Below are 19,952 nucleotides of genomic sequence, written 5' to 3'. Positions count from 1 at the left end.
GGCCGGGCGGTGTTTAGCCACGGGAGTCGAGCGCATCCCGCAGGGCGCCGGCGCCGATGCTGCGTGCGCCCAGTTCCTCCACCCGCTGCCGCAGCCCGCGGTCGGACGTTGCCACCGTGACGGGAGCGCCGCCGTCGTTCTGCAAAAGCGATTCCACGCGGGCCACGATCTCGTCATCCCCCGCCCCGCCGGCGCGGGCGACTTCCAGGCGGGGCGCCGTCGCTCCCGCCGCTGCCTTCGCGGCGCCTTCGAGGACGACGACGGTGTGCGGCCAGGCGGTGTGCGCGTCCATCCCGAACAGCCCGGCGGGCAGGCCGTCGGCGACCGCCGGGGCGAGGGCGTCGAGCAGCCGGGCGGCGGCACCGGCGCGGTCCTTCCACCAGCCGTCCGGCCGGGAGCCGACGACGTTGGCGGCGTCCACGACGAGCGCGGGGCGGTGCTGGATCATGGACCGGAGCAGCGGCCAGGCCTCGCCGAAGTGCGGATGGAGCGGCAGCCGGTCCACCTCGTCGACGGGCACCCAGGCCAGGTCGAGGCTTTCGGCGTCCCGCACCTCAGGTTCGAATCCGTGCGTGGTCCAGGCCACCGCCGTCGTGTACGTCCAGAATCCCAGGTCCAGGACCCGGGTGAAGAGCGGTTCGAGGGCGTTGGCGGGGACGCCCGCTTCCTCGTGCGACTCGCGCAGGGCCGCGGCCACGGCGGACTCGCCTTCGTGCCGCGCACCGCCGGGGATGCCCCAGGTTCCGCCGTAGTGGCTCCACACGGCGCGGTGCTGGAGCAGCACGCCGCGGGCCCGGTCCACCGCGAGCAGGCCGGCGGAGCCGAACAGGCCCCACATCCGCGTCCCGTCCGGGCCGACCGCCCACGCGTCTCCGGGGTCCCTCGGGCCTTTGAAGGTCGGCGGTCGGGTGTCTCCGGCGGTCATGCCCCTAGCTTTTCACAGCTGTCAAGGCTAGCCCCACCCGGCGAGCCGGAGCAGGGCTGCCGCCGCGGCGCCGGCAATAACGACGACGAGGAACGGGGCGCGCAGCAGGAGCGCGGCGGCGGCGGCGAGCAGCGCCCCGACCCGCGCGTCGAGGGTGAGCTGCTGCCCGCTGGAAAACGCGTTGACCACGGTGAGCGAGGCGAGCAGGCCGATGGTCAGCGTGGCGGCGATGCGGGACATCCGCTCGTTCTTCATCCACCTGGCCGGCACCAGGTAGCCGGCGAACTTGGTGGCGTAGGAGATCACGCAGGCCGCGAGGATCCAGAACCAGAGGCTCATGCTTCTCCCCTCCCGGTCGGGTGGTCCGGTCCGCGGCGGACGTCCGCGTCCGGCAGCTGCATGTGGGCACAGTCGTGCTCGGAGTACGGCTCCGGGTATGGCTCGATGTCCGGCGCCAGCCCTTCGGGGACGGGCTTGTGGGTGAACCAGCCGATCGCCGCGGCCACGGCGGCGGCCACCAGGATGGGAACGCCGCTGGGCACGAACGGCACGGCCAGCAGGGTGGCCAGGGCGCAGACGACGGCGATGGCCACCGGCTCCTTGCCCTTGAGCCGGGGCCAGAGCAGGGCCAGGAACGCGGCGACGGCGGCCCCGTCCAGGCCCCACGCCTTCGGATCGCCCAGCGCGTTGCCGGCGAGCGCGCCGACCGCGGTGAAGACGTTCCAGAGCAGGAAGATGCCCACGCCTGCGGTCCAGAAGCCGCGCCGCTGTTCGACCGGGTCGGTCTGGCCGGACGCGGTGGCGGTGGATTCGTCGATGGTGACGTGGGCTGCCGGCAGCTTGCGCCAGCCGCGCGGGCCGACCAGTGCGTTCATCTGCATGCCGTAGATCCCGTTGCGGATGCCCAGCAAGGCGGAGGCGCTCATCGCGGCGAGGCCCGTACCCCCGCCGCTGACTACCCCGATGAAAGCGAACTGGGAACCGCCGCTGAACAGCAGCAGGCTCAGCGCCATGGTCTGCCAGAGGTCCAGGCCGGAGGCCACCGAGAGGGCGCCGAAGGAGATCCCGTAGAGGCCGGTAGCTATGGAGATGGACAGGCCCACCTTGACCGCCGGAGACTGCAGGATTTTCACCCCTCCAGCCTAGTCGCGCTACAAGGCCTGCTGCGCGTGCCCGTTGATCGCGTCAGCCGCCCGGATCAGGGCCAGGTGCGAGAACGCCTGCGGGTAGTTGCCGGCCATCCGCTCGTTGGCCGTGTCGTACTCCTCCGAGAGCAGCCCCAGTTCGTTGGCGTATCCCACCAGCTGGTCCATCAGCTGGCGGGCATCCTCGATGCGCCCCGTCTGCGCATACTGCTCCACCAGCCAGAAGGAGCACGCGAGGAAGGGGTACTCGCCCGGCGACAGGCCGTCCATGCCGGTCTCCGTGCGGTAGCGCCTCAGCAGCCCCGAATCATCCATTAGATCCTGCTCAAGGCGCGCCACGGTGCCCAGCATGAGGTCGTCGTCGTACTTCACGAAACCCACCTGCGCCAACACCAGGAGGGACGCGTCCACCTCGCTGGATCCGTAGGACTGGGTGAACGAGTTGACCTCCTTGTTGAAGCCGTGCTCCATGATCTCCTCGCGCAGCTCGTCGCGCAGCCGCGCCCAGTGCTCGTCCTCGCCCTCCAGCCCGTGGTCCTGCACGGCGCGGACGCCGCGGTCGAAGGCCGCCCACATCATCGCCCGGGAGTGCGTGAAGTACTTCTTTTCCCCGCGCATCTCCCAGATGCCGTGGTCCCGGTCGAAGAAGTGCCGCTCCGTGTAGTGCAGCAGCGATTTCTGCAGCGGCCAGGAGAAGTGGTCCTCCTTCTGGCCGAGGTTGCGCAGCTTCTCCAGGACCACCATGACCTCGCCGATCACGTCCCCCTGGTACTGGCACATAGCGCCGTTGCCGATCCGCACCGGCGCGGAATCCAGGTAGCCGGGGAACTGGCCGAGCTCGCGCTCGATCAGCAGCCGCTCGCCCGCCAGCCCGTACATGATCTGCAGGTCCTCCGGATCCCCCGCGACGGCCCGCAGCAGCCAGTTGCGCCATTCCAGCGCCTCCCGCTCGTAGCCGTGCGTCATCATCGATTCCAGCGTCAGCGCGGCGTCGCGCAGCCAGACGAAGCGGTAGTCCCAGTTCCGCTCGCCGCCGAACCGTTCCGGGAGCGAGGTGGTGGGCGCGGCAACGATTCCGCCGGTGCTCTCATGCGTCATCGCGCGCAGGACCAGCAGCGAGCGCTTGACCATCTCGTGGTACTCGCCCTGCGGCGGGAAGCGCGAGCACCAGTCGCGCCAGTAGGCCACGCTGTCCTTGAGCTGCTGGTCCACGTTGCACATCGGCGGGACCTTGCGGTGCGACGGGAACCAGCACAGCTCGAAGTCCGCGACCTCGCCCGCACGGAGGGTAAAGTCGCCGCGGTGCCGGCGGTCCTCGGCCATCGGCAGCTTGGAACCGTGCATCACGACGGCGTCCGGTCCCGCCATGGCGACAATGGACTCGGCGCCGGTGTCCTCGTCATTGACGCGGTAGACCCACGGCACGGCCTCGCCGTAGCCGAACCGGATCACGATTTCCTGGTGGACGGTCACGTAGCCGGAGGTGCATTCCACCCGGCGCACCACTGACGCGCGGCGGTCCCCCACGGGCATGAACTCCGTGATCGTGACCTCTCCGGTGGAGGTCTGCCAGCAGGTGCGCAGTACGAAGGTGGACTGCAGGTAGCTGCGTTCGACGACGACGGGGGCTCCGCGGCTGCGCTTCCGCTCGGCCTCGGCGGCGTCATCCGCACCGGTGGCACGCCCACTGCTCTGCTCCGAGCGTGCCGAGCGGCCGTGGCCTTCGCGCGGGTCCCTTGTGCTGCCCTGCCGGCTTGGCGTGCCGGCGGGATTGACGACGGCGGACCCTCCTCGGGCTTCGTCGTGCGAGACCTGCTCGGTGGCGGATCCCCCTTCGCTGGCCTTGGCATCCGAGACCGCATCGCGGGACGGCGTTTCGGTGCCGCTGGAGGCCGTATCCCTATCCGGTGTGTCGGCGCCGCTGGCGGCCGTATCCGCAGGCAGCTGGTGCCCGTTCTCCGCCTGGGCTTGAGGCGGTCCGCCGGTCGCGCCGCCGGCCGGCCCCGTGCCCAGCGGTTCGGTGGCCCCTTCGTGCGCGCCGTCCGGGGCCAGCAGCCAGCGGCCATGCTCCGGCGTGCCGAGCAGGGCGCCGAAGGTCGAGTCGGAATCGAACCGCGGGAAGCACAGCCAGTCCATGCTCCCGTTCCGGGACACAAGCGCCGCGGTATGCAGGTCCGACAGCAGCGCATAATCCTCGATCGGAGAGGCCATTTACCAACTCAATCACAGCTGGACCCTCTCCGCTATGCGGGCCGCCGAACTGTGATGTGCCTAGTGATGCAGGAGGTCTGCGGCCGGTCCGGAAGCCCGGTCCGGCGACGCCCCGGTGCTGATCAGGCGCTCAGCTTCGCGGCCTCCAGCAGCCCCCGGACCTGCGCCGGCCGGTTGGTCGTGATCTCCTGGATGCCCAGGTCACGGCAGAGCTGTACGTCCTTGGGATCGTCGACGGTCCAGACCCGGAAGCGGCGGCCGGCCGCCAGCCAGCGCTCGATCACCGGGCGGTGCGCGCGCACGTAGTCGATACCCGGGCCGGCCAGTCCCACACTGCCGGCATCGATCAGCTGCTCGCCTTCGGACAGGGCCCGGCGCAGGAGCGCCACCACGGCTCCCGCCGTGAGCTTGCCCATGAACAGGCTGCCGCGGATCTCGTCGGCTTCAATGTCGTCGACCAGCTGGCACAAATGCTCCATTGGCACGTGGTCGCCCAGATGCTTGATGGCGTCGGGATGGAAGCTCATGAAGGAAATGGTGATGTTGTCCAGCCGGGATGACTCGGGTTCCCAGCCCTGGGCCATGAGGTACTTCAGCAGCTCGTCTTCAAGGGTCTGGCCAAAGGGGCTGGGGTGTTTGAGTTCCACTGCCAGCTCCAGCGGACGGCCAGCGGCCCGCATCAGGTCGACCAAGGCGTCCAGCGTCATCAGCTGGTCAGCGATCCCGCCGTACTCGGGCGGTATCGACGCTCCGCGCCAGGACGAAACATCGAGCCGCAGCAGCTCATCGAGGGTATGGTCGGCAACATGGCCGGTGCCGCTCGAGGTGCGGTCCAAGTCGAAATCGTGGAAGCAGACCAGCTTCAGGTCGGCCGTCAAATGGATGTCGCACTCGATACCGTCGGCGCCGTCCGCAATAGCCTGAAGGTAGGCCGCCCGCGTGTTTTCGGCGAACCGGGCGCTCGAACCGCGGTGGGCGAAGATCTTGTGCTTCATGGATTTCACGCTACCCGGCAAATGGGGGCGCGGACCCTGCGTACGCTGACGGACTGGTTAACTTACTGTGACGAAGACTCGAATTTCCAGACGGAGGACGGATGGCCACTGAGGTGACGTACGACGGCGGTGCGCGGGCTTTGACCGATGCCGATCGTGCCGCCGGACTGCGGCAGATGAAGCGCATTGCCGGCGGCCTGCTCCTGGCCATGGCGGTGATCTTCCTCGTCGCCTTCGCCCTCCAGGACCGCTACCCGTGGCTGGAGTACGTGCGCGCCGCCGCCGAGGGCGGCATGGTCGGCGCCCTCGCCGACTGGTTCGCCGTCACCGCCCTGTTCCGGCATCCCCTGGGCATGAAGATCCCGCACACCGCGATCATCCCCCGCAAGAAGGACCAGATCGGCGCAAGCCTCGGCGGCTTCGTCGAGGACAACTTCCTCTCCGAAGAAGTGGTCAAGGCCAAGATTGCCTCGCTGGGCGTCTCGGCGCGCACCGGTGCCTGGCTGGAACAGCCGCAGAACGCCGACCGGGTGGCACGCGAGGGCGCAGCCGCCATCCGCGCCGCCATGCTGGTGCTCAACGACGAAGACGTCCAGGACGTCATCGAGTCCATGGCCCGCCGGCACCTGCTCGCCCCGGAATGGGGGCCGCCCCTGGGTAAACTCGCCAAGCGCGTGCTCGACGACGGCCACCACCTGAAGCTCGTGGATCTGCTGCTGGACCGTGCCGCCGATTGGGTGCTGGACAACCAGGAAACTGTATCCCGCCTGGTTGCGGACCGCTCCCCCACCTGGGTGCCGTCCTTCGTGGACTCGCTCATGGGCGACAAGGTCCACATGGAGCTGTACCGCTTCATCGTCTCCATCCAGGACGACCCCGACCATCAGGTCCGCCGCCAGCTGGACGTCTACCTCCAGTCCCTCGCGCAGGACCTGCAGCACGATCCGGACATGATCGCCCGCGTCGAGCACCTGAAGAACAATGCCCTCGGCGATCCGGAAGTCCGCCAGCTCGCCGCCCGGACCTGGGAAACCATCAAGCGGGCCATGCTGCAGGCGGTCGATGACCCGCAGAGCGAACTCAGCCTGAAATTCACCGCCGCCGTCCGCGACTTCGGCCACCGCCTGGCCAACGACGCCGACCTCGCCGCCAAGGTGGACGGCTGGATCGAGGAAGCCGCCGGCTACCTCGTGCGCACCTACCGCTCGCAGATCGCCGGTGTGATCACCGAAACCGTGGAGCGCTGGGACGCCGAGGAAACCTCCCGGAAAATCGAGCTCCAAGTGGGCCGCGACCTGCAGTTCATCCGCATCAACGGCACCGTCGTCGGCTCCCTCGCCGGCCTGCTCATCTTCACCATCGCCCACGCCATCTTCGGCTAGCCACCAGTGGCCGGATAGGTGCACGCCGCTCCACTTGGGCCATCAGGCTCCGCCTCGAACCGGCACCGGCGGCCCGCTGGCGCTGGTCAGTCAGGCCGCCTGTCCCGGCTCTGCGACGGAAACGGCGCAGTTTCTTGGAACGGTCCGCAGTAAAGCCGCAGGTCAGAGCCTCACAGTTCCCGCAAAAGCCTGCAATTCTCCGCCAAAGATGCACCGTTTCCGTCGCAACGAGAGGGCTCGGCGCCGACGGCGAAGACCAACCGCCGCACGAGGGTCAGTCGCCGGGCACTTCCCGACCCCCGGCCCCGGTAGCGAAGACCTACCGCCGCGTGACGGTCAGTCGCCGGGCACTTCCCGATTCTCAGCCCCGGAGGCCGGGGAATCCCCGCCGCCGTCGGCATCCTTGGCGCCCACGAAGCCCCGAGTCGCGGCCGCGCCAGTCCCGGCCCCGCCGGCACCCGCGGCGAGCTCCTGATGTCGGCGCGGAATGTAGTGCCGCTTCTGCGCCAGCTCCTCAACCAGCCCCATCGGCAGCGCCAGAGGCGGCTCGCCAAAGGCCTCCTGCGTCGCGGAGATGACTTTCCGGGCCATGAAGTGGTTGCCGACCCCGCCCACCACGGCTCCAATGCCGAAGGGCACGGCGCGGCCCAGCATGGCGGTGCCCTGTTTGGCAAGGATCTTCTTCAGGAACCGCCGGCGCATGCTGTCCAGCACGGTTCCAACCATTCCGGACGGCATGCTCGTGCCGACGAGGTTGCCCCAGGGCTGGCTCTGCTTCTTGCCTCCGGCCTGGCCCACCAGGTCCCGGAGCAGCGCGAGGCCCTCTTCGCCCATGAGAATGGCCATGACCATGGTGCGTGCACGGTCCGGGTCGTCGAGGTGGACACCGTGCAGTTCGGCGATCGACTGCGCATAGAGCGCCGTAGCCTCGAGGAAGCCCATGGTCGCGACCGCCGACAGGCCGAGTGCCGCGACGGTGCTGACCCCGGGCACTAGCGCAGAACCACCCACGGCCGCGCCGCCGCCGGTCACGGTCCTCAGATAATGCTTCTCAAGCATGGCGGACAGTTCCGCGGGCGACGCCTCCGGGTACTTTCGCCGCATCCGGTTCAGGTTGGCCAGCACCAAGGGCCGCTGGACATCCAGGGCCTTCATGATCGCGTTGGTCACGTGCGGCTTCGGGTTTCCCTTCGCATCGAACGCCGTGCCCGCCGCCATCCTTACTGCCGGATTGTATTTCCTGGCCATGCGTCTCCTTCGTTCGTGCCTGACGAGATCAACCCTAGAACACGGGCCCCCGGCAGAGCCGAAAACCGCCAATCATCCCCACGCGGGACCAAGGTAAGTATGCTGAGCACGTACGAGAACCGCCGACATTACAGCAGGTCGGGCACTGATTGTGCCCGGCCGGCCCGGAGAAGGAGCAGTTGCTATGAGGATCGGATCATCGATAGCCCTGATCGCCATCGGCGCAATTCTGGCGTTCGCCGTCGCCGACGTCGTTGACTTCGTCGACCTGACATTGGTCGGCTGGATCCTGATGGGAGTCGGCGCCCTCGGCCTGATCATCTCCGTCGTGATGGCGGGCACCAGCCGCCGCCGCGTGACCGAGAGCCGCCAGCTTAGCGATCCGAGAACCGGCGAAACCGTCCGCCGCGACGACGTCCGCGACACCGGCCTCTAGAGGCGGGCCTCCAACGGCACGGGCGGGTGGCAGCACGGGGCCCCGGCGGACAGCACCGGAATCACTGCCCCAAATAGACGCGAAGGAATATGCCGACGTCGCGCATTTCCTCCGCGCCGATGTTGTGCCCCATGCCCGGATAGGTTCTCGCCGTGACCCGCGTGTGCGCCTCCAGCCAATCGGCCGAATACTGGATCGCGTCCCCATGGATGACCACATCGTCGGCATCGCGGCCCCAGAAGAACGGCAGGCTGCCGTCCAGCTCATCGGTCAGGGCCAGCAGGTCGTGGTCCAGCACAAAGCCGGAAAGCCCGACGGCGGCGCGAAAGGCCGCGGGGCGCAGCCGCAGGAGCGTGGTCGCCATCGCCATCCCCTGCGAGAAGCCGAGCAGGCTCACGCTGCGGAAACTGCCGGCCTCGAGAATCGGATCCAGCCATTCGAACACCCGGTTCGCCGAGCCGACCACCTCGGCGAAGTCCGAGGTCAGGAACGGATCCAGCAGGAACCACCCGTGCTTGCCGCCGACGTCGAAATGGCCCCGCGGCGCCACGCCCGTGACATTGGGCGGCAGCACCTCGAACAGCGGCAACAGCCGCTCTTCGGAAGAACCGTAGCCGTGGATCATGACCAGCAAGTCGGTGCCGGCACGCTCTTCGGCGGGGCGGGACCAGGCGGCGGTTTCCATGCACCACTTCTACCATCCGCCTTCCATCCTCCGCCGCCCACCGGACACTCAGCGCGGCTTGGTACTGCCCAGGACCGCGAGCGAGAGCGCCACCCCAAGCCCGCTGACGGCGGTCGCCGCGAACTGTGCCGCGGGGCTGCCCGGCATCAGGACCGACAGCGCCAGCTCGAGCGGAAACCACAGCAGCGCCCAGCCGAGCATGGCGAACAGCGGGGCATACCGCGCCCCGCGCGCCATCCCGCGGAAAGCCAAGGCCGCGAACACCAGCACCACCACAGCCACGCCGATCATCAGCGCGGCGCCAAACCCGCCCAGGATGAAGTCCGACGGCACGCCCATCAGCGCCGCCGCCCCTTGGTCAATCCCAATAACCAGAACGACGCCGGCAATCGCCGCGAGCAGGATGTTTACCGCCTGCAGCCACAGCAGTCTGCGCACGTCGGGCCTCATACAGCTACCGTAGCCCGCCAGCCGACCCCCGATTTTCTTGTTTTATCTTTTTTTGTGTTGACTTGGGGAGGGAAACGCAGATAAAGTCATCAAAACAAAGACGCGAGTGACTCCGGTCACAGCATCGCAGAAGCCCCACGCAGCACTTGGAGAGACATGTTCGCCGCTGAACGCCACCGCCTGATCGGAGCCCTGGTCGACACCCAGGGGCGCGTGACAGTGGGCGAGCTGGCGGACAAGTTCGACATCACCAAGGAGACCGTCCGCCGGGACCTCGCGATGCTGGAGGAACTGAGCCAGCTGCGCCGGGTGCACGGCGGCGCCGTGGCCGTACACAAGGCCAGCACGAGCGAGCAGAGCCTGGACACGCGCCAGCTGCAGCGGCACGACGAAAAGCTGCGCATCGCCCGCCAGGCGCTGGCACTGGTGCCCGCCGGCGCCGCCTCGGCCGTGATCGATGCCGGCACCACCACGGAACTGCTCGCCGAACTGCTGACCTCGGAGCCGAACGGCCGCCACGACGACCTGCTGGTGATCACCCATGCAGTGCCCATCGCCTACCGGATCTCCACCGGCTCGCAGCTCCAACTCGAGATGGTCGGCGGGCGCGTTCGCGGCCTCACCAGCGCGGGCATCGGCGCCGCCACCCTCGAACGGTTCGCGGCCCTTCGCCCGGACATCGCCTTCATCGGCGCCAACGGGATCCATGCCAGCTTCGGGCTGAGCACACCGGATCCGCTCGAAGCGGCGGTCAAGACCGCCATCGTCCGCTCGGCCCGCCGGGTCGTAGCGCTTATCGATTCCAGCAAGCTGGACGAGGAAACCCTGGTGCGTTTTGCCGGGCTGGAGGAAATCGACACCTTGATCACAGACAAAGAACCTGCCGGCCCCCTCGCCGGCGCGCTTGAACAAGCCGACGTAGAGGTCGTGGTCGCATGATCATCACACTGACAGCCAACCCGAGCCTGGACAGGACGGTCGAACTGACCGGCCCGCTCTCCCGCGGCAGCGTCCAGCGCGCGGCCTCGGCCTCCCAGCAGGCGGCGGGCAAGGGCGTCAACGTGTCCCGGGCCCTGGCAGCCTCGGGCGCGGAGAGCCTCGCCGTCCTCCCCGGCGATCCGGAAGATCCGGTGGTCGCCGGCCTCCGGCAGGCCGGCCTGGCCCACATGGCCCTGCCCATCGGCCAGCCCCTGCGCAGCAACATCACCCTGACGGAGCCGGACGGGACCACCACCAAGGTCAACGAGCCCGGCCCGCTCCTCAACCGGCAGCAGCAGGACCGGCTGGCCGACGCCGTGGTGGCCCAGTGCTCGGGTGCGGCCTGGCTGGTCCTGGCCGGTTCCCTGCCGCCCGGAGTCCCCGGCGACTTCTACGCGACCCTCACCGCCAAGGTCCGCACCGAGCTCGGTGTGGCCGCCCCGCGCATCGCCGTCGACACCTCGGGGGAACCGCTGCGCCAGGTCTACGCGGCCAGCTTCGAATCCGCCCCGGACCTGGTGAAGCCCAACGCCGAGGAGCTGGCCGAGCTGGCCGGCCTGCACAGCGAGGCCGAACTGGAAGCGTCGCCGGAACTGGCCGCCGCCACCGCGGAGGTCCTGCTCGACCGGGGAACCGAGGCCGTCCTGGCAACCCTCGGCGCGAAAGGCGCCGTGCTGGTGACCCGGGACGGCGCCTGGTCCGCGGTCCATCCGCCGGTGGCCGCCCGCAGCACTGTCGGGGCCGGGGATTCCTCCCTGGCCGGCTACCTCCTGGCGGCCACGCGGGGGGATGCCCCCGCCGACTGCCTCCGGCAGGCCGTCGCGCACGGCGCCGCCGCCGCTTCCCTGCCCGGAACCACCCTGCCCTCACTTGAACAGACGAAGCCCGGCTCCGTCGTCGTCACCGCACTGGCTGTCCAGCTCCCGCCGGCAGCTTCACGCTAATAAGGAAGACACATGTCCCAGCTCATCACCGAACAGCTCGTCACCCTTGACGAGAACCTCGGCACCACCAGCGAGGAAGTCATCCGGCACCTGGCCCAGCGCGTGGTCGACACGGGCCGCGCCGCTGCTTTCGAGGGGCTCTACGCCGACGCTGTAGCCCGCGAGCAGAAGACCGCCACGGGCGTGCCCGGCGGCATCGCCATTCCGCACTGCCGCTCCACGGCCGTGCTGGAACCGACGCTCGCCATGGCACGGCTCGAACCGCGCGCCGACTTCGGCGCCAAGGACGGCCCCGCCGACCTGGTCTTCTTCATCGCCGCACCGGAAGGGGCGGACAAGGAGCACCTGCAGCTGCTGTCCAAGCTGGCCCGCTCGCTGGTCAAGAAGGACTTCACCGCCGCGCTGCGTTCGGCGGCCTCGCCGGCCGAGATCGTGGCCCTGGTCGAGGGCGCCGTCTACCCGGAGAAGGCCCCGGCCACCGCCGCCGCGGGAACCGGCAGCACGGCCGCCGGCTCCGGATCCACCACTGCAGCCGCTCCCGCAGCAGCTGCCGCCCCCGCAGCCGCGGCTGAGCCGGCACCTGCCCGGACCGCTTCGCCGGCGCAGAAGACCCTGGTCGCCGTGACCGCCTGCCCGACCGGCATCGCCCATACCTACATGGCCGCGGATTCGCTGGTGGCCTCGGCCAAGGAGGCCGGCATCGACCTGCAGGTCGAGACTCAGGGCTCGGCCGGCGCCACCCCGCTGGATCCCGCGGTCATCGACGCCGCGGATGCCGTCATCTTCGCCGTGGACGTCGACGTACGCGAGAAGGAGCGCTTTGCCGGCAAGCCGGTGATCCAGTCTCCGGTCAAGCGCGCCATCGATGAGCCGGACGTGATGATCCGCGAAGCCCTGGCGGCGGCGGACAATCCCAATGCCCGCCGCGTCAGCGCCACCGCCGACATCTCCGAGCATGCAGGCGCAGGCGGCGGCGAAAGCTTCGGCGGCAAGCTCAAGCGTGCGCTGCTGACCGGCGTCAGCTACATGATTCCGTTCGTTGCCGGCGGCGGCCTGCTGATCGCGCTGGGCTTCCTGCTCGGCGGGTACGACATCACCAACGTGGCGGACAAGGTGGTGCTGGAGAACAGCCTGTTCAACCTGCCCGAGGGCGGCGTGATGACCTACTTGGGCGCGGTGCTGTTCAAGATCGGCCAGCTCTCCATGGGCTTCCTGGTCCCGGCCCTGGCCGGCTACATCGCCTTTGCCCTGGCGGACCGGCCGGGCATCGCCCCCGGCTTCACTGCCGGCGCCGTCGCGCTGTTCATGGGCGGCGGCTTCCTCGGCGGCATGGTCGGCGGCCTCATCGCCGGCTTCTTCGCCTACTGGCTCACCACGCTGGCTGCACCGCGCTGGCTGCGCGGCCTGATGCCCGTGGTCATCATCCCGCTGCTGGCCTCGATTGTGGCCTCCGGCGCCATGTTCCTCTTCATCGGCGGGCCCATCGCGGCACTGACCGCGGGGCTGAACACCTGGCTGTCCGGCCTGACCGGCACCTCCGCGGCGGTCCTGGGCGTCATCCTCGGCCTGATGATGTGCTTCGACCTCGGCGGCCCGGTGAACAAGGTGGCGTACTCCTTCGCCGTCGCCGGCCTGGGCGCCGGTTCCGCCACCAACCAGGCGCCCTGGATGATCATGGCCGCCGTCATGGCGGCCGGCATGGTCCCGCCGCTCGCGATGGCCCTGGCCACCGTGCTCGACCGCAGGCGCTTCTCCCTCGCCGAGCGCGAGAACGGCAAAGCGGCCTGGCTGCTGGGTGCCTCCTTCATCTCCGAAGGCGCGATCCCGTTCGCCGCGGCTGACCCGTTCCGCGTGATCCCGGCCAGCATGGTCGGCGGTGCCGTCACCGGTGCCATCTGCATGGCGGCCGGCGTCACCTCGCAGGCGCCCCACGGCGGGTTGTTCGTTTTCTTCGCCATCGGCAACCTGCCGATGTTCCTCCTGGCTATCGTGGTGGGAACGATCATCTCCGCCCTGGCCGTCGTCGCACTGAAGCGCTACGCCGTCCGCAAGCAGGCCGCCGCCGAGCCGGCCGCCGTGCCCGCCTGACCCGCAGCGTTTTCGAAGAAGAGCAGGAATTCGACAGTGAGGTACCCAATGAGCAGCATCACCGGAGCAGGCGTCAGCGCCGGCCGCGTCATCGGCCCCGTGCTGCAGATGCCGCCCGCAGTCCCCGAGCCCGATGCCGGCATCGGCCTGCCGGCGGAAGCGAGCATCGAAGCCGAGACCGAACGGCTGAAGACCGCGGCCAAGGCCGTCCAGGCCGGGCTGAAGGCCCGCGCCGCCAATGCCAGCGGCGACGCCGCGGAGGTCCTCAAGGCCACCGCGCTGATGGCCGCCGATCCGATGCTGCTGAAGTCCGCCGGCAAGCTTCTGGCGGCCGGCCGCAGCACCGAGCGGGCCGTCTGGGAAGCGGCCGAGCAAGTCGCGGCGCAGCTGAAGGCGCTCGGCGGCTACATGGCCGAACGCGCGGCGGACGTGCTGGATGTGCGGGCCCGGATCGTGGCGGAACTGCGCGGCGTCCCGGCGCCGGGCATCCCCGATTCGGATGTCCCGTTCGTCCTGGCGGCCGACGATCTGGCCCCGGCCGACACGGCCACGCTGGACCCGGCCAAGGTCATCGCGCTGGTCACCGCCGGCGGCGGGCCGCAGTCGCACACGGCCATCCTCGCCCGCGCGCTCGGCCTGCCCGCCGTGGTCGCCGCCGAAGGCGTCACGTCCATCCCCTCCGGCACCGAAGTGTTCGTGGACGGTTCGGCCGGCCTCGTGGTGCCCGAACCCGGGGAAACGGAGCGCAGCGCGGCCGCGGCGTATGCGGCCCGCGGGGCGCTGCCCGCCTTTGACGGCACGGGTACGACGGCGGACGGCCAGTTGGTGCCGCTGCTCTCCAACGTGGGGGACGGGGAGGGCGCGCTGGCCGCGGCCGCCGCCGGGGCCGAAGGCGTGGGGCTGCTGCGCACGGAGTTCTGCTTCCTGAACCGCGACGAGGAACCGACTTTCGAGGAACAGTCCGCCGCGTACAAGGCCGTCTTCGATGCCTTCCCGGGCAAGAAGGTCGTGGTGCGCACGCTGGATGCCGGCGCCGACAAGCCGCTGCCGTTCCTGACCGACGCCACGGAACCGAACCCGGCGCTGGGAGTGCGCGGGTACCGCACGGACAAGGCGCACCCGGGCGTGCTGGAGCGCCAGCTGCAGGCCATCGCCGCGGCCGCGGGCCAGAGCGAGGCCGAAGTCTGGGTCATGGCCCCGATGATCTCGGCCGCCTCCGAGGCGGCGCACTTCGCCGGGCTGTGCGAGGCTGCCGGGCTGAAGACCCCCGGCGTCATGGTGGAGGTGCCGTCCGCCGCCCTGACCGCCGGCACCATCCTCGAGGCCGTGGACTTCGCCTCGATCGGTACGAACGACCTGACCCAGTACACGATGGCAGCGGACCGCCAGCTGGGGCCGCTGGCCGATCTGACGGATCCCTGGCAGCCGGCCGTGCTCCAGCTGATCAAGGCCACCGTGGACGGAGCCGGCGCGACCCACCAGCCGCCCAAGCCGGTCGGTGTCTGCGGTGAGGCGGCCGCGGACCCGGCCCTCGCCGTCGTACTGGTGGGACTGGGCGTGAACTCGCTCTCGATGAATGCCCGGGCGCTATCCGGCGTGGCCGCCCTGCTCAAGACGGTCACGTTGGAGCAGGCCAAGGAAGCGGCCCGGCTGGCCGTCACCGCGGACTCGCCCGAAACCGCCAAGGCCAAGGTCCGCGCCAACCTGCCAATGCTCGAAACCCTCGGACTCTAACCAAAGGAGACAATCATGCCCGAACGTATCGCCACCGTCGCCAGCCGCGTCGGCCTGCACGCCCGCCCCGCCGCGATCTTCGCCGAAGCCGCCGCCGAACAGCCCGTCGAGGTCACCATCGGCCTCGAAGGCACGCCGGCGGACGAGGCCCTGGATGCCTCGAGCATCCTGTCGCTGATGGGCCTGGGCGCCGAGTACGGCGCCAAGGTGGTCCTGCGCGCCGAGGGCGAGGGCGCGGACGCGGCCCTCGAATCCCTCGCGCAGGTCCTCGAGACGGACCACGACGCCGAGTAGCGGCCGACGCAGTCAGCGGCCGGACGCGCAGTGCGTGCAGGCTAGCCGCCGCAGCACAGACAAGGACTCCCCTGGACCTGCCGGTCCAGGGGAGTCCTTGGTTAATGGAAGAGTCCGGGGATCGGGCGCACCCGACGGGGCCGGCCCGGCGCCGACGGACATCGTTGCGCAGGTGCGCTACCAGCGGACCTGCTTCTCGCCGCGGCCTTGGCGGCTGCTCGCATGGGTCGGCTTGTGGCCGTTGCCGATGCTGTGCCAGCCGGGCAGGTCGCCCGGATTCTTGGCGGCGCGGGCCTCGTCGAGCCGCTTCTGCTGTTCACTGCTCAGCTTGGCGGCCGCCGACGGGGCCAGATGGACGTGCAGGTCCTTGTTCTTATCAGCGGTGGTCATGGTTTCCTCCGGATCCTTAATGCTCTGCGGAGAAGGTGCCTGGTGCCGGCGCCAGTGACGGCGGAAGGCGGGTCCGTCCAAGCACGGAAGGCGCGGGAACGACTCGCAAGGCACAGCCTCGGCAGGCGGGATTTTGAGCTGGCATCTGACGGGCGTCGCGGCAGGGCGACGCGCGGATTACTCGAAAATCAGTGTTCCCATGCGGGCAAGCCTAACAAGCGCGGACGGATTCGGATAGGTTGTGGGAACAAACCGAGAGGGGCGGCGGATGCCTGGATTCGACGAGCGTTACGACCCGATCTACCAGCGCGGGCACCAGGGGCAGGCCTCCGGGACCGGGCAGTCCGCACGCGCTGCCGGCAACGGCCAGATCCGGCAGTCATCCGGCAACAGCCCATCCGAGCAGGCGGCCGGCTCCGGCCAGATTGCCCAACCCGTTCCGCGCCCGCCGGACCACACCCCGTTCAGCCGGCCGGACCACTCCCTCCGGCCGTCGGGTCCCGGCCGCGAGGGGACCCCGGACGGCCCGGGAATTTCCGAGGTCGCGCCGGCCGGCGACCCGGCCGGGTCTGCGGAACCTGCCGAATCCGCGGCGCAGAAGATCAACCCCTTCCTGCTGGCCCTCTGGCTCGTCGGCCTCGTCACCCTCGGCCTGGGCATCTTCTCGGCGCTGGTCCCGCTGGGCCTGATCAATACGGACCAGTTCGATCCCGGCCCCGATCCGAGCGTGTGGCTGTTCATCCTGCCCACGCTCTCCCCCGGCTTCCTCGGCGGCGGCTTCGCCTGCATCGGCCTGGCCTTGGGGCTGCACGCGCTGGGCTGGCAGCGGCGCCGCTGATCCGGCGCACTCCCCCGTTCTCCCGCCCGCAGGCTCAGGGCCAGCGGACGCGCGTGGCCATCTCGGGATGCAGGCGCAGGTACCCCGCGATGTACGGGCAATGCGGCACGGCGGTCTTGTCCTGCCCCGCCACGTCGCTCAGGGCATACTCGGCGAGCTTGGCCGCCAGGCCTTCGCCCTCGAACTCGGCCCGGATGTCCGTGTGCTGGAAGGCGACCTCGCGCCCGCTCGCGTGGTAGACCGAGGCGCCCGCCAGCCTGCCGTCCACGTGGATCTCGTAGCGGCTCTGGGCGTCATTGCGTGTCAGGGAGAAGCTCTCAACCATGCTTCGAGCTTCCCAGCGCCGGGGAGGCGGCGCAATGGGCCGCAGCGCTAGCCGCGCAGCTGCACATCGGCCCAGACCAGCCTGTGGTCGCTGGTGGGGAACGGGAACTCGCCGGTCAGCTCCGAGCCGGCCTCGCCCCGCTTGGGCCAAAAGACGCCGGCGCCGCGGACCAGCAGGTTCTTCGACGGCAGCACGTAGTCGGCGCGCAGGTTTCCCGGCGCCGGGTTGTCGTTGAAGTCGGCGGTGTCGAAGCGCGGGTCGCCCAGGTGGTTGATGTTGGCGCCGCCCTGCAGCGCCGCCGCTTCCACAGCCCCTTGCGAGGCGGGGCGCGGATCCTGGATGCGCGGGTGGTCGAGCAGTTGGTTAATTGCGCCCGGGTAGGAGTCGCCGTCCCGGGGGTCGGAGTTCTGGTCGCCCATGACCACGAAGCGCGACCCCGGCTTCAAACCGCCCGGCGCCCCGCCGTCGTCGTAAATGTACGATGCCCGCGGCGCGCCCGCCACATAATCCGCCCAGAAACGGATCTCGTCATAGTTGCGCTTCCCGTTCCTGTCCTCCGGCCCGTCGAAGGAGGGCGGGGTGGGATGGCTGGCCAGCACGTGGACGGTCCTGCTGCCGACCTGCACCGGCACGTCCCAATGCGACTTGCTGGATAGCCGCAGCACAGCCTGCGCCTCCGCGGAGTAGTAGTCCGCGGGCATCAGGTTGCCCGGCATGTCCTTCCAGAGGAAGTTCCGGAAGGTGCGCACGTTGGCCGTGTCGATCGGATACTTCGAAAGCACGACCATGCCGTACTGCCCCGGGAACAGGCCGAAGCCGAACGCGTCGTCCCCGGTGCCGAGCACGCCGTCGTTGTTCAGGTCCACGCCCGTGTCGACTCCGGTGTTGGAGGGGGCGGTGTAGGCGTACGGATACTCGACCGGCGGCTGCCCGTTCTGGCTGACCTGCAGGTAGTTCTGCCGGAACAGGTCGACCGCTGCATTGTTTTCGGCGTAGTCGAACTCGTTCAGCAGCAGGATGTCCGGGTTGTTCCGCTGGATGACCTCGGCGATGTTCCGGGCCTGCTGGTTGTCCGGCGTGGCCAGGTCGGCGAGCAGCTCACCCTCCGCACCGCGGTTGAGGCTGGCATTGTAGGTGGCCATCCGGATCGTTTCCTGCTGCACGTTCCCAGTATGCCCCGCGGGCGGGGCCGCCTGCGGGGCGGCCTGGGCGGGAGGAACAACGACGGCGGACAGGGCTGCGGCGGCGAGCGCGGCCACGAGGGGCTTAAGCAGGCGGGTCATGGCCGCAGCGTACGCAGCCGCGGCAAACGCCCGGTAAACGCGGACTGGCGGGCCCGCTCCCCTCCCGGATCCGCGGGGTGGATCAGCCAGCTTGGCCGGGCTTGAGCTGCTGGCGGCGGGGACTGTTCGGGTTCATCAGCGAATGCTTGCGGCCGTAGAAGAAGTAGATGATCAGGCCGATGAGCAGCCACACGACAAACCGGAGCCAGGTTTCCCAGTGCAACTGCAGCATCAGGAACAGCGAGGCGAGGACGCCGAACGCCGGCACCACCGGCATCAGCGGCAGCCTGAATTCCCGCGGCTCGTCCGGCCGGGTGTAGCGGAGCACGATCACGGCAATGCAGGTCACGACGAAGGCTGCGAGGATGCCGATGTTGGTGAGGTCCGCCACCGCCCGGATCGGGAAGACCCCGGCCAGCACGGCCGCAGCGATCCCGGCGATCCAGGTCACCCGCTGCGGGGTGCCGTGCCTGTCGGTCGCGGAGAACCAGCGCGGCAGCAGCCCGTCCCGGCTCATCGAGAACCAGACACGAGTGACGCCGAGCAGGAAGGTCAGCATCACGGTCAGGATGGAGACCACGGCGAATGCCGAAATGATGGTGGCGACCGCCGGCAGGCCGACGTTCTGGAAGGCCGAGGCGAAACCGGCCGTGGGACTGATCTCGGTGTAGTTCTGCATGCCGGTCAGCACTAGCGTTGCCAGCACATACAGTGTCATGGCGATCAGCAGCGAGAGGAGGATGGCCTTGGGCATGTGCTTCTTGCCGTCCACAGCCTCCTCCGCCGCGGTGCTCATCGCGTCGTAGCCGAACACGGCGAAGAAGACGGTGGCGGCGCCGGCGAGGACCGGCCCGAAGCCCGAGGGCATGAACGGCGTGTAGTTGTCCGGGTTGATGAAGAAGAACCCGAGCCCGATGATGAAGAGGATCAGCAGCACCTTGAGGCCCACCGCGATGAGTTCGAACCGGCCGAAGGTCTTGGTCCCGCGGCTGAGGATCCAGGCGATGAACAGGCAGACCACGATGGCCGGGAGGTTGATGACGCCGCCCTCGACCGTGTCGCCGGTGCCCTGCATCCAGACCGGCACATCGAGGCCGATCCCGGCCATGAACTCGGTGAAGTATCCGGAGATGCCGATGGCCACCACCGCTACGATCGCGATGTATTCGAGCAGCAGGTCCCAGCCGATGAACCAGCCGATGATCTCGCCCAGGGCAACGTAACCGTAGGTATAGGCGGAGCCGGCGCGCGGGATCATGCCGGCGAATTCGGCGTAGGACAGCGCTGCGGCGGCACTGGCGAGGCCGGCGATGAGGAAGGAGATCAGCACGGCCGGCCCCACCGGCGGTGCCTCACCGCCGCCGTTGGCCACCAGGCCGGCAAGCGTGAAGATGCCGATGCCGATGATGCCGCCGACGCCGATGGCCGTCAGCTGCCACAGGCCGAGCGTCCGGAACAGCCCGGTTTTGACGCTCTCATCGTCGACTTCGTTCAGCGGCTTGCGCCGCATAATGGACTGGCTCAGATCTCGAGTGCTCATAGCGGATCCTTTTGTCCTGGCCGCCGGCCCGCTCCCCCTGGCGGGCCGGCGGCTGTTGGCT

20 protein-coding genes are annotated in these 19,952 nt (G+C 69.4%); 8 read left to right on the top strand and 12 right to left on the bottom strand.

What is annotated here, in order from left to right:
* Window positions 1-13 precede the first annotated feature (13 nt).
* The 5 genes from WFH44_RS19115 to WFH44_RS19095 form a co-directional block, all read right to left on the bottom strand.
* Window positions 14-925 (bottom strand): NUDIX hydrolase, encoded by a 912-nt coding sequence (locus WFH44_RS19115; protein ID WP_336715920.1) that lies wholly within the window; start codon window positions 923-925, stop codon window positions 14-16.
* 27 nt (window positions 926-952) lie between these two features.
* Window positions 953-1,264: an AzlD domain-containing protein gene (locus WFH44_RS19110; protein WP_336715919.1), complete on the bottom strand. Its 312-nt coding sequence runs from the start codon at window positions 1,262-1,264 to the stop codon at window positions 953-955.
* Window positions 1,261-2,058: an AzlC family ABC transporter permease gene (locus WFH44_RS19105; RefSeq protein ID WP_336715917.1), complete on the bottom strand. Its 798-nt coding sequence runs from the start codon at window positions 2,056-2,058 to the stop codon at window positions 1,261-1,263. Before WFH44_RS19105 ends, WFH44_RS19110 begins: the two co-directional genes overlap by 4 nt.
* An 18-nt stretch (window positions 2,059-2,076) precedes the next feature.
* Window positions 2,077-4,281 carry a glycoside hydrolase family 15 protein gene (locus tag WFH44_RS19100; RefSeq protein ID WP_336715915.1) on the bottom strand — a complete coding sequence of 735 codons (2,205 nt, stop codon included), beginning with the start codon at window positions 4,279-4,281 and terminating at the stop codon, window positions 2,077-2,079.
* A 122-nt stretch (window positions 4,282-4,403) separates the two neighbouring features.
* A complete protein-coding gene (locus tag WFH44_RS19095) occupies window positions 4,404-5,276 on the bottom strand; it encodes a glycerophosphodiester phosphodiesterase family protein (RefSeq protein WP_336715913.1) in 873 nt (290 codons plus the stop codon).
* A 101-nt stretch (window positions 5,277-5,377) separates the two neighbouring features.
* Between WFH44_RS19095 and WFH44_RS19090 the strand changes: the two genes are divergently transcribed.
* On the top strand, window positions 5,378-6,658 hold the full coding sequence (locus tag WFH44_RS19090; RefSeq protein ID WP_336715911.1) for a DUF445 domain-containing protein: 1,281 nt from the start codon (window positions 5,378-5,380) through the stop codon (window positions 6,656-6,658).
* 336 nt (window positions 6,659-6,994) lie between these two features.
* On the opposite strand, the gene WFH44_RS19085 is transcribed toward WFH44_RS19090, so the two are convergent.
* Window positions 6,995-7,906: a hypothetical protein gene (locus WFH44_RS19085; RefSeq protein ID WP_336715909.1), complete on the bottom strand. Its 912-nt coding sequence runs from the start codon at window positions 7,904-7,906 to the stop codon at window positions 6,995-6,997.
* Window positions 7,907-8,090: 184 nt separating this feature from the next.
* On the opposite strand from WFH44_RS19085, the gene WFH44_RS19080 reads away from it, so the two are divergent.
* Window positions 8,091-8,342, top strand: coding sequence for a DUF6458 family protein (locus WFH44_RS19080; RefSeq protein ID WP_336715907.1), 252 nt, complete (start codon window positions 8,091-8,093; stop codon window positions 8,340-8,342).
* Window positions 8,343-8,403: 61 nt separating this feature from the next.
* On the opposite strand, the gene WFH44_RS19075 is transcribed toward WFH44_RS19080, so the two are convergent.
* Entirely contained in the window at window positions 8,404-9,027 is a 624-nt protein-coding gene (locus WFH44_RS19075) for an alpha/beta hydrolase (RefSeq protein ID WP_336715905.1), read from the bottom strand.
* A gap of 48 nt (window positions 9,028-9,075) precedes the next feature.
* On the bottom strand, window positions 9,076-9,477 hold the full coding sequence (locus WFH44_RS19070; RefSeq protein ID WP_336715903.1) for a hypothetical protein: 402 nt from the start codon (window positions 9,475-9,477) through the stop codon (window positions 9,076-9,078).
* A 156-nt stretch (window positions 9,478-9,633) separates the two neighbouring features.
* Here WFH44_RS19070 and WFH44_RS19065 point away from each other — a divergent pair, with 156 nt between their 5' ends.
* From WFH44_RS19065 to WFH44_RS19045, 5 genes are read left to right on the top strand one after another with little or no spacing between them, the layout of a single operon-like run.
* Window positions 9,634-10,416 carry a DeoR/GlpR family DNA-binding transcription regulator gene (locus tag WFH44_RS19065; protein WP_336715901.1) on the top strand — a complete coding sequence of 261 codons (783 nt, stop codon included), beginning with the start codon at window positions 9,634-9,636 and terminating at the stop codon, window positions 10,414-10,416.
* Window positions 10,413-11,399 (top strand): 1-phosphofructokinase family hexose kinase, encoded by a 987-nt coding sequence (locus WFH44_RS19060; protein ID WP_336715900.1) that lies wholly within the window; start codon window positions 10,413-10,415, stop codon window positions 11,397-11,399. The genes WFH44_RS19065 and WFH44_RS19060 overlap by 4 nt, the downstream gene beginning before the upstream one ends.
* Window positions 11,400-11,411: 12 nt before the next feature.
* Complete coding sequence (locus WFH44_RS19055; protein ID WP_336715899.1) at window positions 11,412-13,487, top strand: PTS fructose transporter subunit IIABC; 2,076 nt, start codon at window positions 11,412-11,414, stop codon at window positions 13,485-13,487.
* 48 nt (window positions 13,488-13,535) lie between these two features.
* Entirely contained in the window at window positions 13,536-15,221 is a 1,686-nt protein-coding gene (locus WFH44_RS19050; protein WP_336715898.1) for a phosphoenolpyruvate--protein phosphotransferase, read from the top strand.
* A gap of 15 nt (window positions 15,222-15,236) precedes the next feature.
* A complete protein-coding gene (locus WFH44_RS19045) occupies window positions 15,237-15,515 on the top strand; it encodes an HPr family phosphocarrier protein (RefSeq protein ID WP_264796210.1) in 279 nt (92 codons plus the stop codon).
* A 177-nt stretch (window positions 15,516-15,692) separates the two neighbouring features.
* Here the strand turns inward: WFH44_RS19045 and WFH44_RS19040 are convergent, their stop codons facing one another.
* The gene (locus WFH44_RS19040) at window positions 15,693-15,905 is read right to left on the bottom strand and encodes a hypothetical protein (protein WP_262107737.1); all 213 of its coding nucleotides are present in this window, start codon (window positions 15,903-15,905) and stop codon (window positions 15,693-15,695) included.
* 268 nt (window positions 15,906-16,173) lie between these two features.
* On the opposite strand from WFH44_RS19040, the gene WFH44_RS19035 reads away from it, so the two are divergent.
* Entirely contained in the window at window positions 16,174-16,743 is a 570-nt protein-coding gene (locus tag WFH44_RS19035) for a hypothetical protein (protein ID WP_336715896.1), read from the top strand.
* A gap of 34 nt (window positions 16,744-16,777) precedes the next feature.
* Here the strand turns inward: WFH44_RS19035 and WFH44_RS19030 are convergent, their stop codons facing one another.
* The 3 genes from WFH44_RS19030 to WFH44_RS19020 all read right to left on the bottom strand — a co-directional run bounded on the left by WFH44_RS19030 (window position 16,778) and on the right by WFH44_RS19020 (window position 19,891).
* Window positions 16,778-17,068 carry a GNAT family N-acetyltransferase gene (locus WFH44_RS19030; protein ID WP_336715894.1) on the bottom strand — a complete coding sequence of 97 codons (291 nt, stop codon included), beginning with the start codon at window positions 17,066-17,068 and terminating at the stop codon, window positions 16,778-16,780.
* Between the two features lie 47 nt (window positions 17,069-17,115).
* Entirely contained in the window at window positions 17,116-18,351 is a 1,236-nt protein-coding gene (locus WFH44_RS19025) for an endonuclease/exonuclease/phosphatase family protein (protein WP_336715893.1), read from the bottom strand.
* An 82-nt stretch (window positions 18,352-18,433) separates the two neighbouring features.
* A complete protein-coding gene (locus WFH44_RS19020; protein WP_336715892.1) occupies window positions 18,434-19,891 on the bottom strand; it encodes an amino acid permease in 1,458 nt (485 codons plus the stop codon).
* Between the last annotated feature and the right edge of the window lie 61 nt (window positions 19,892-19,952).

The sequence above is a fragment of the Arthrobacter sp. USHLN218 genome (genome assembly GCF_037144715.1).
Lineage (GTDB): Bacteria > Actinomycetota > Actinomycetes > Actinomycetales > Micrococcaceae > Crystallibacter.
Note: the sequence above shows the minus strand (reverse complement) of the source record. Positions and strands in the feature narration are given on the sequence as shown.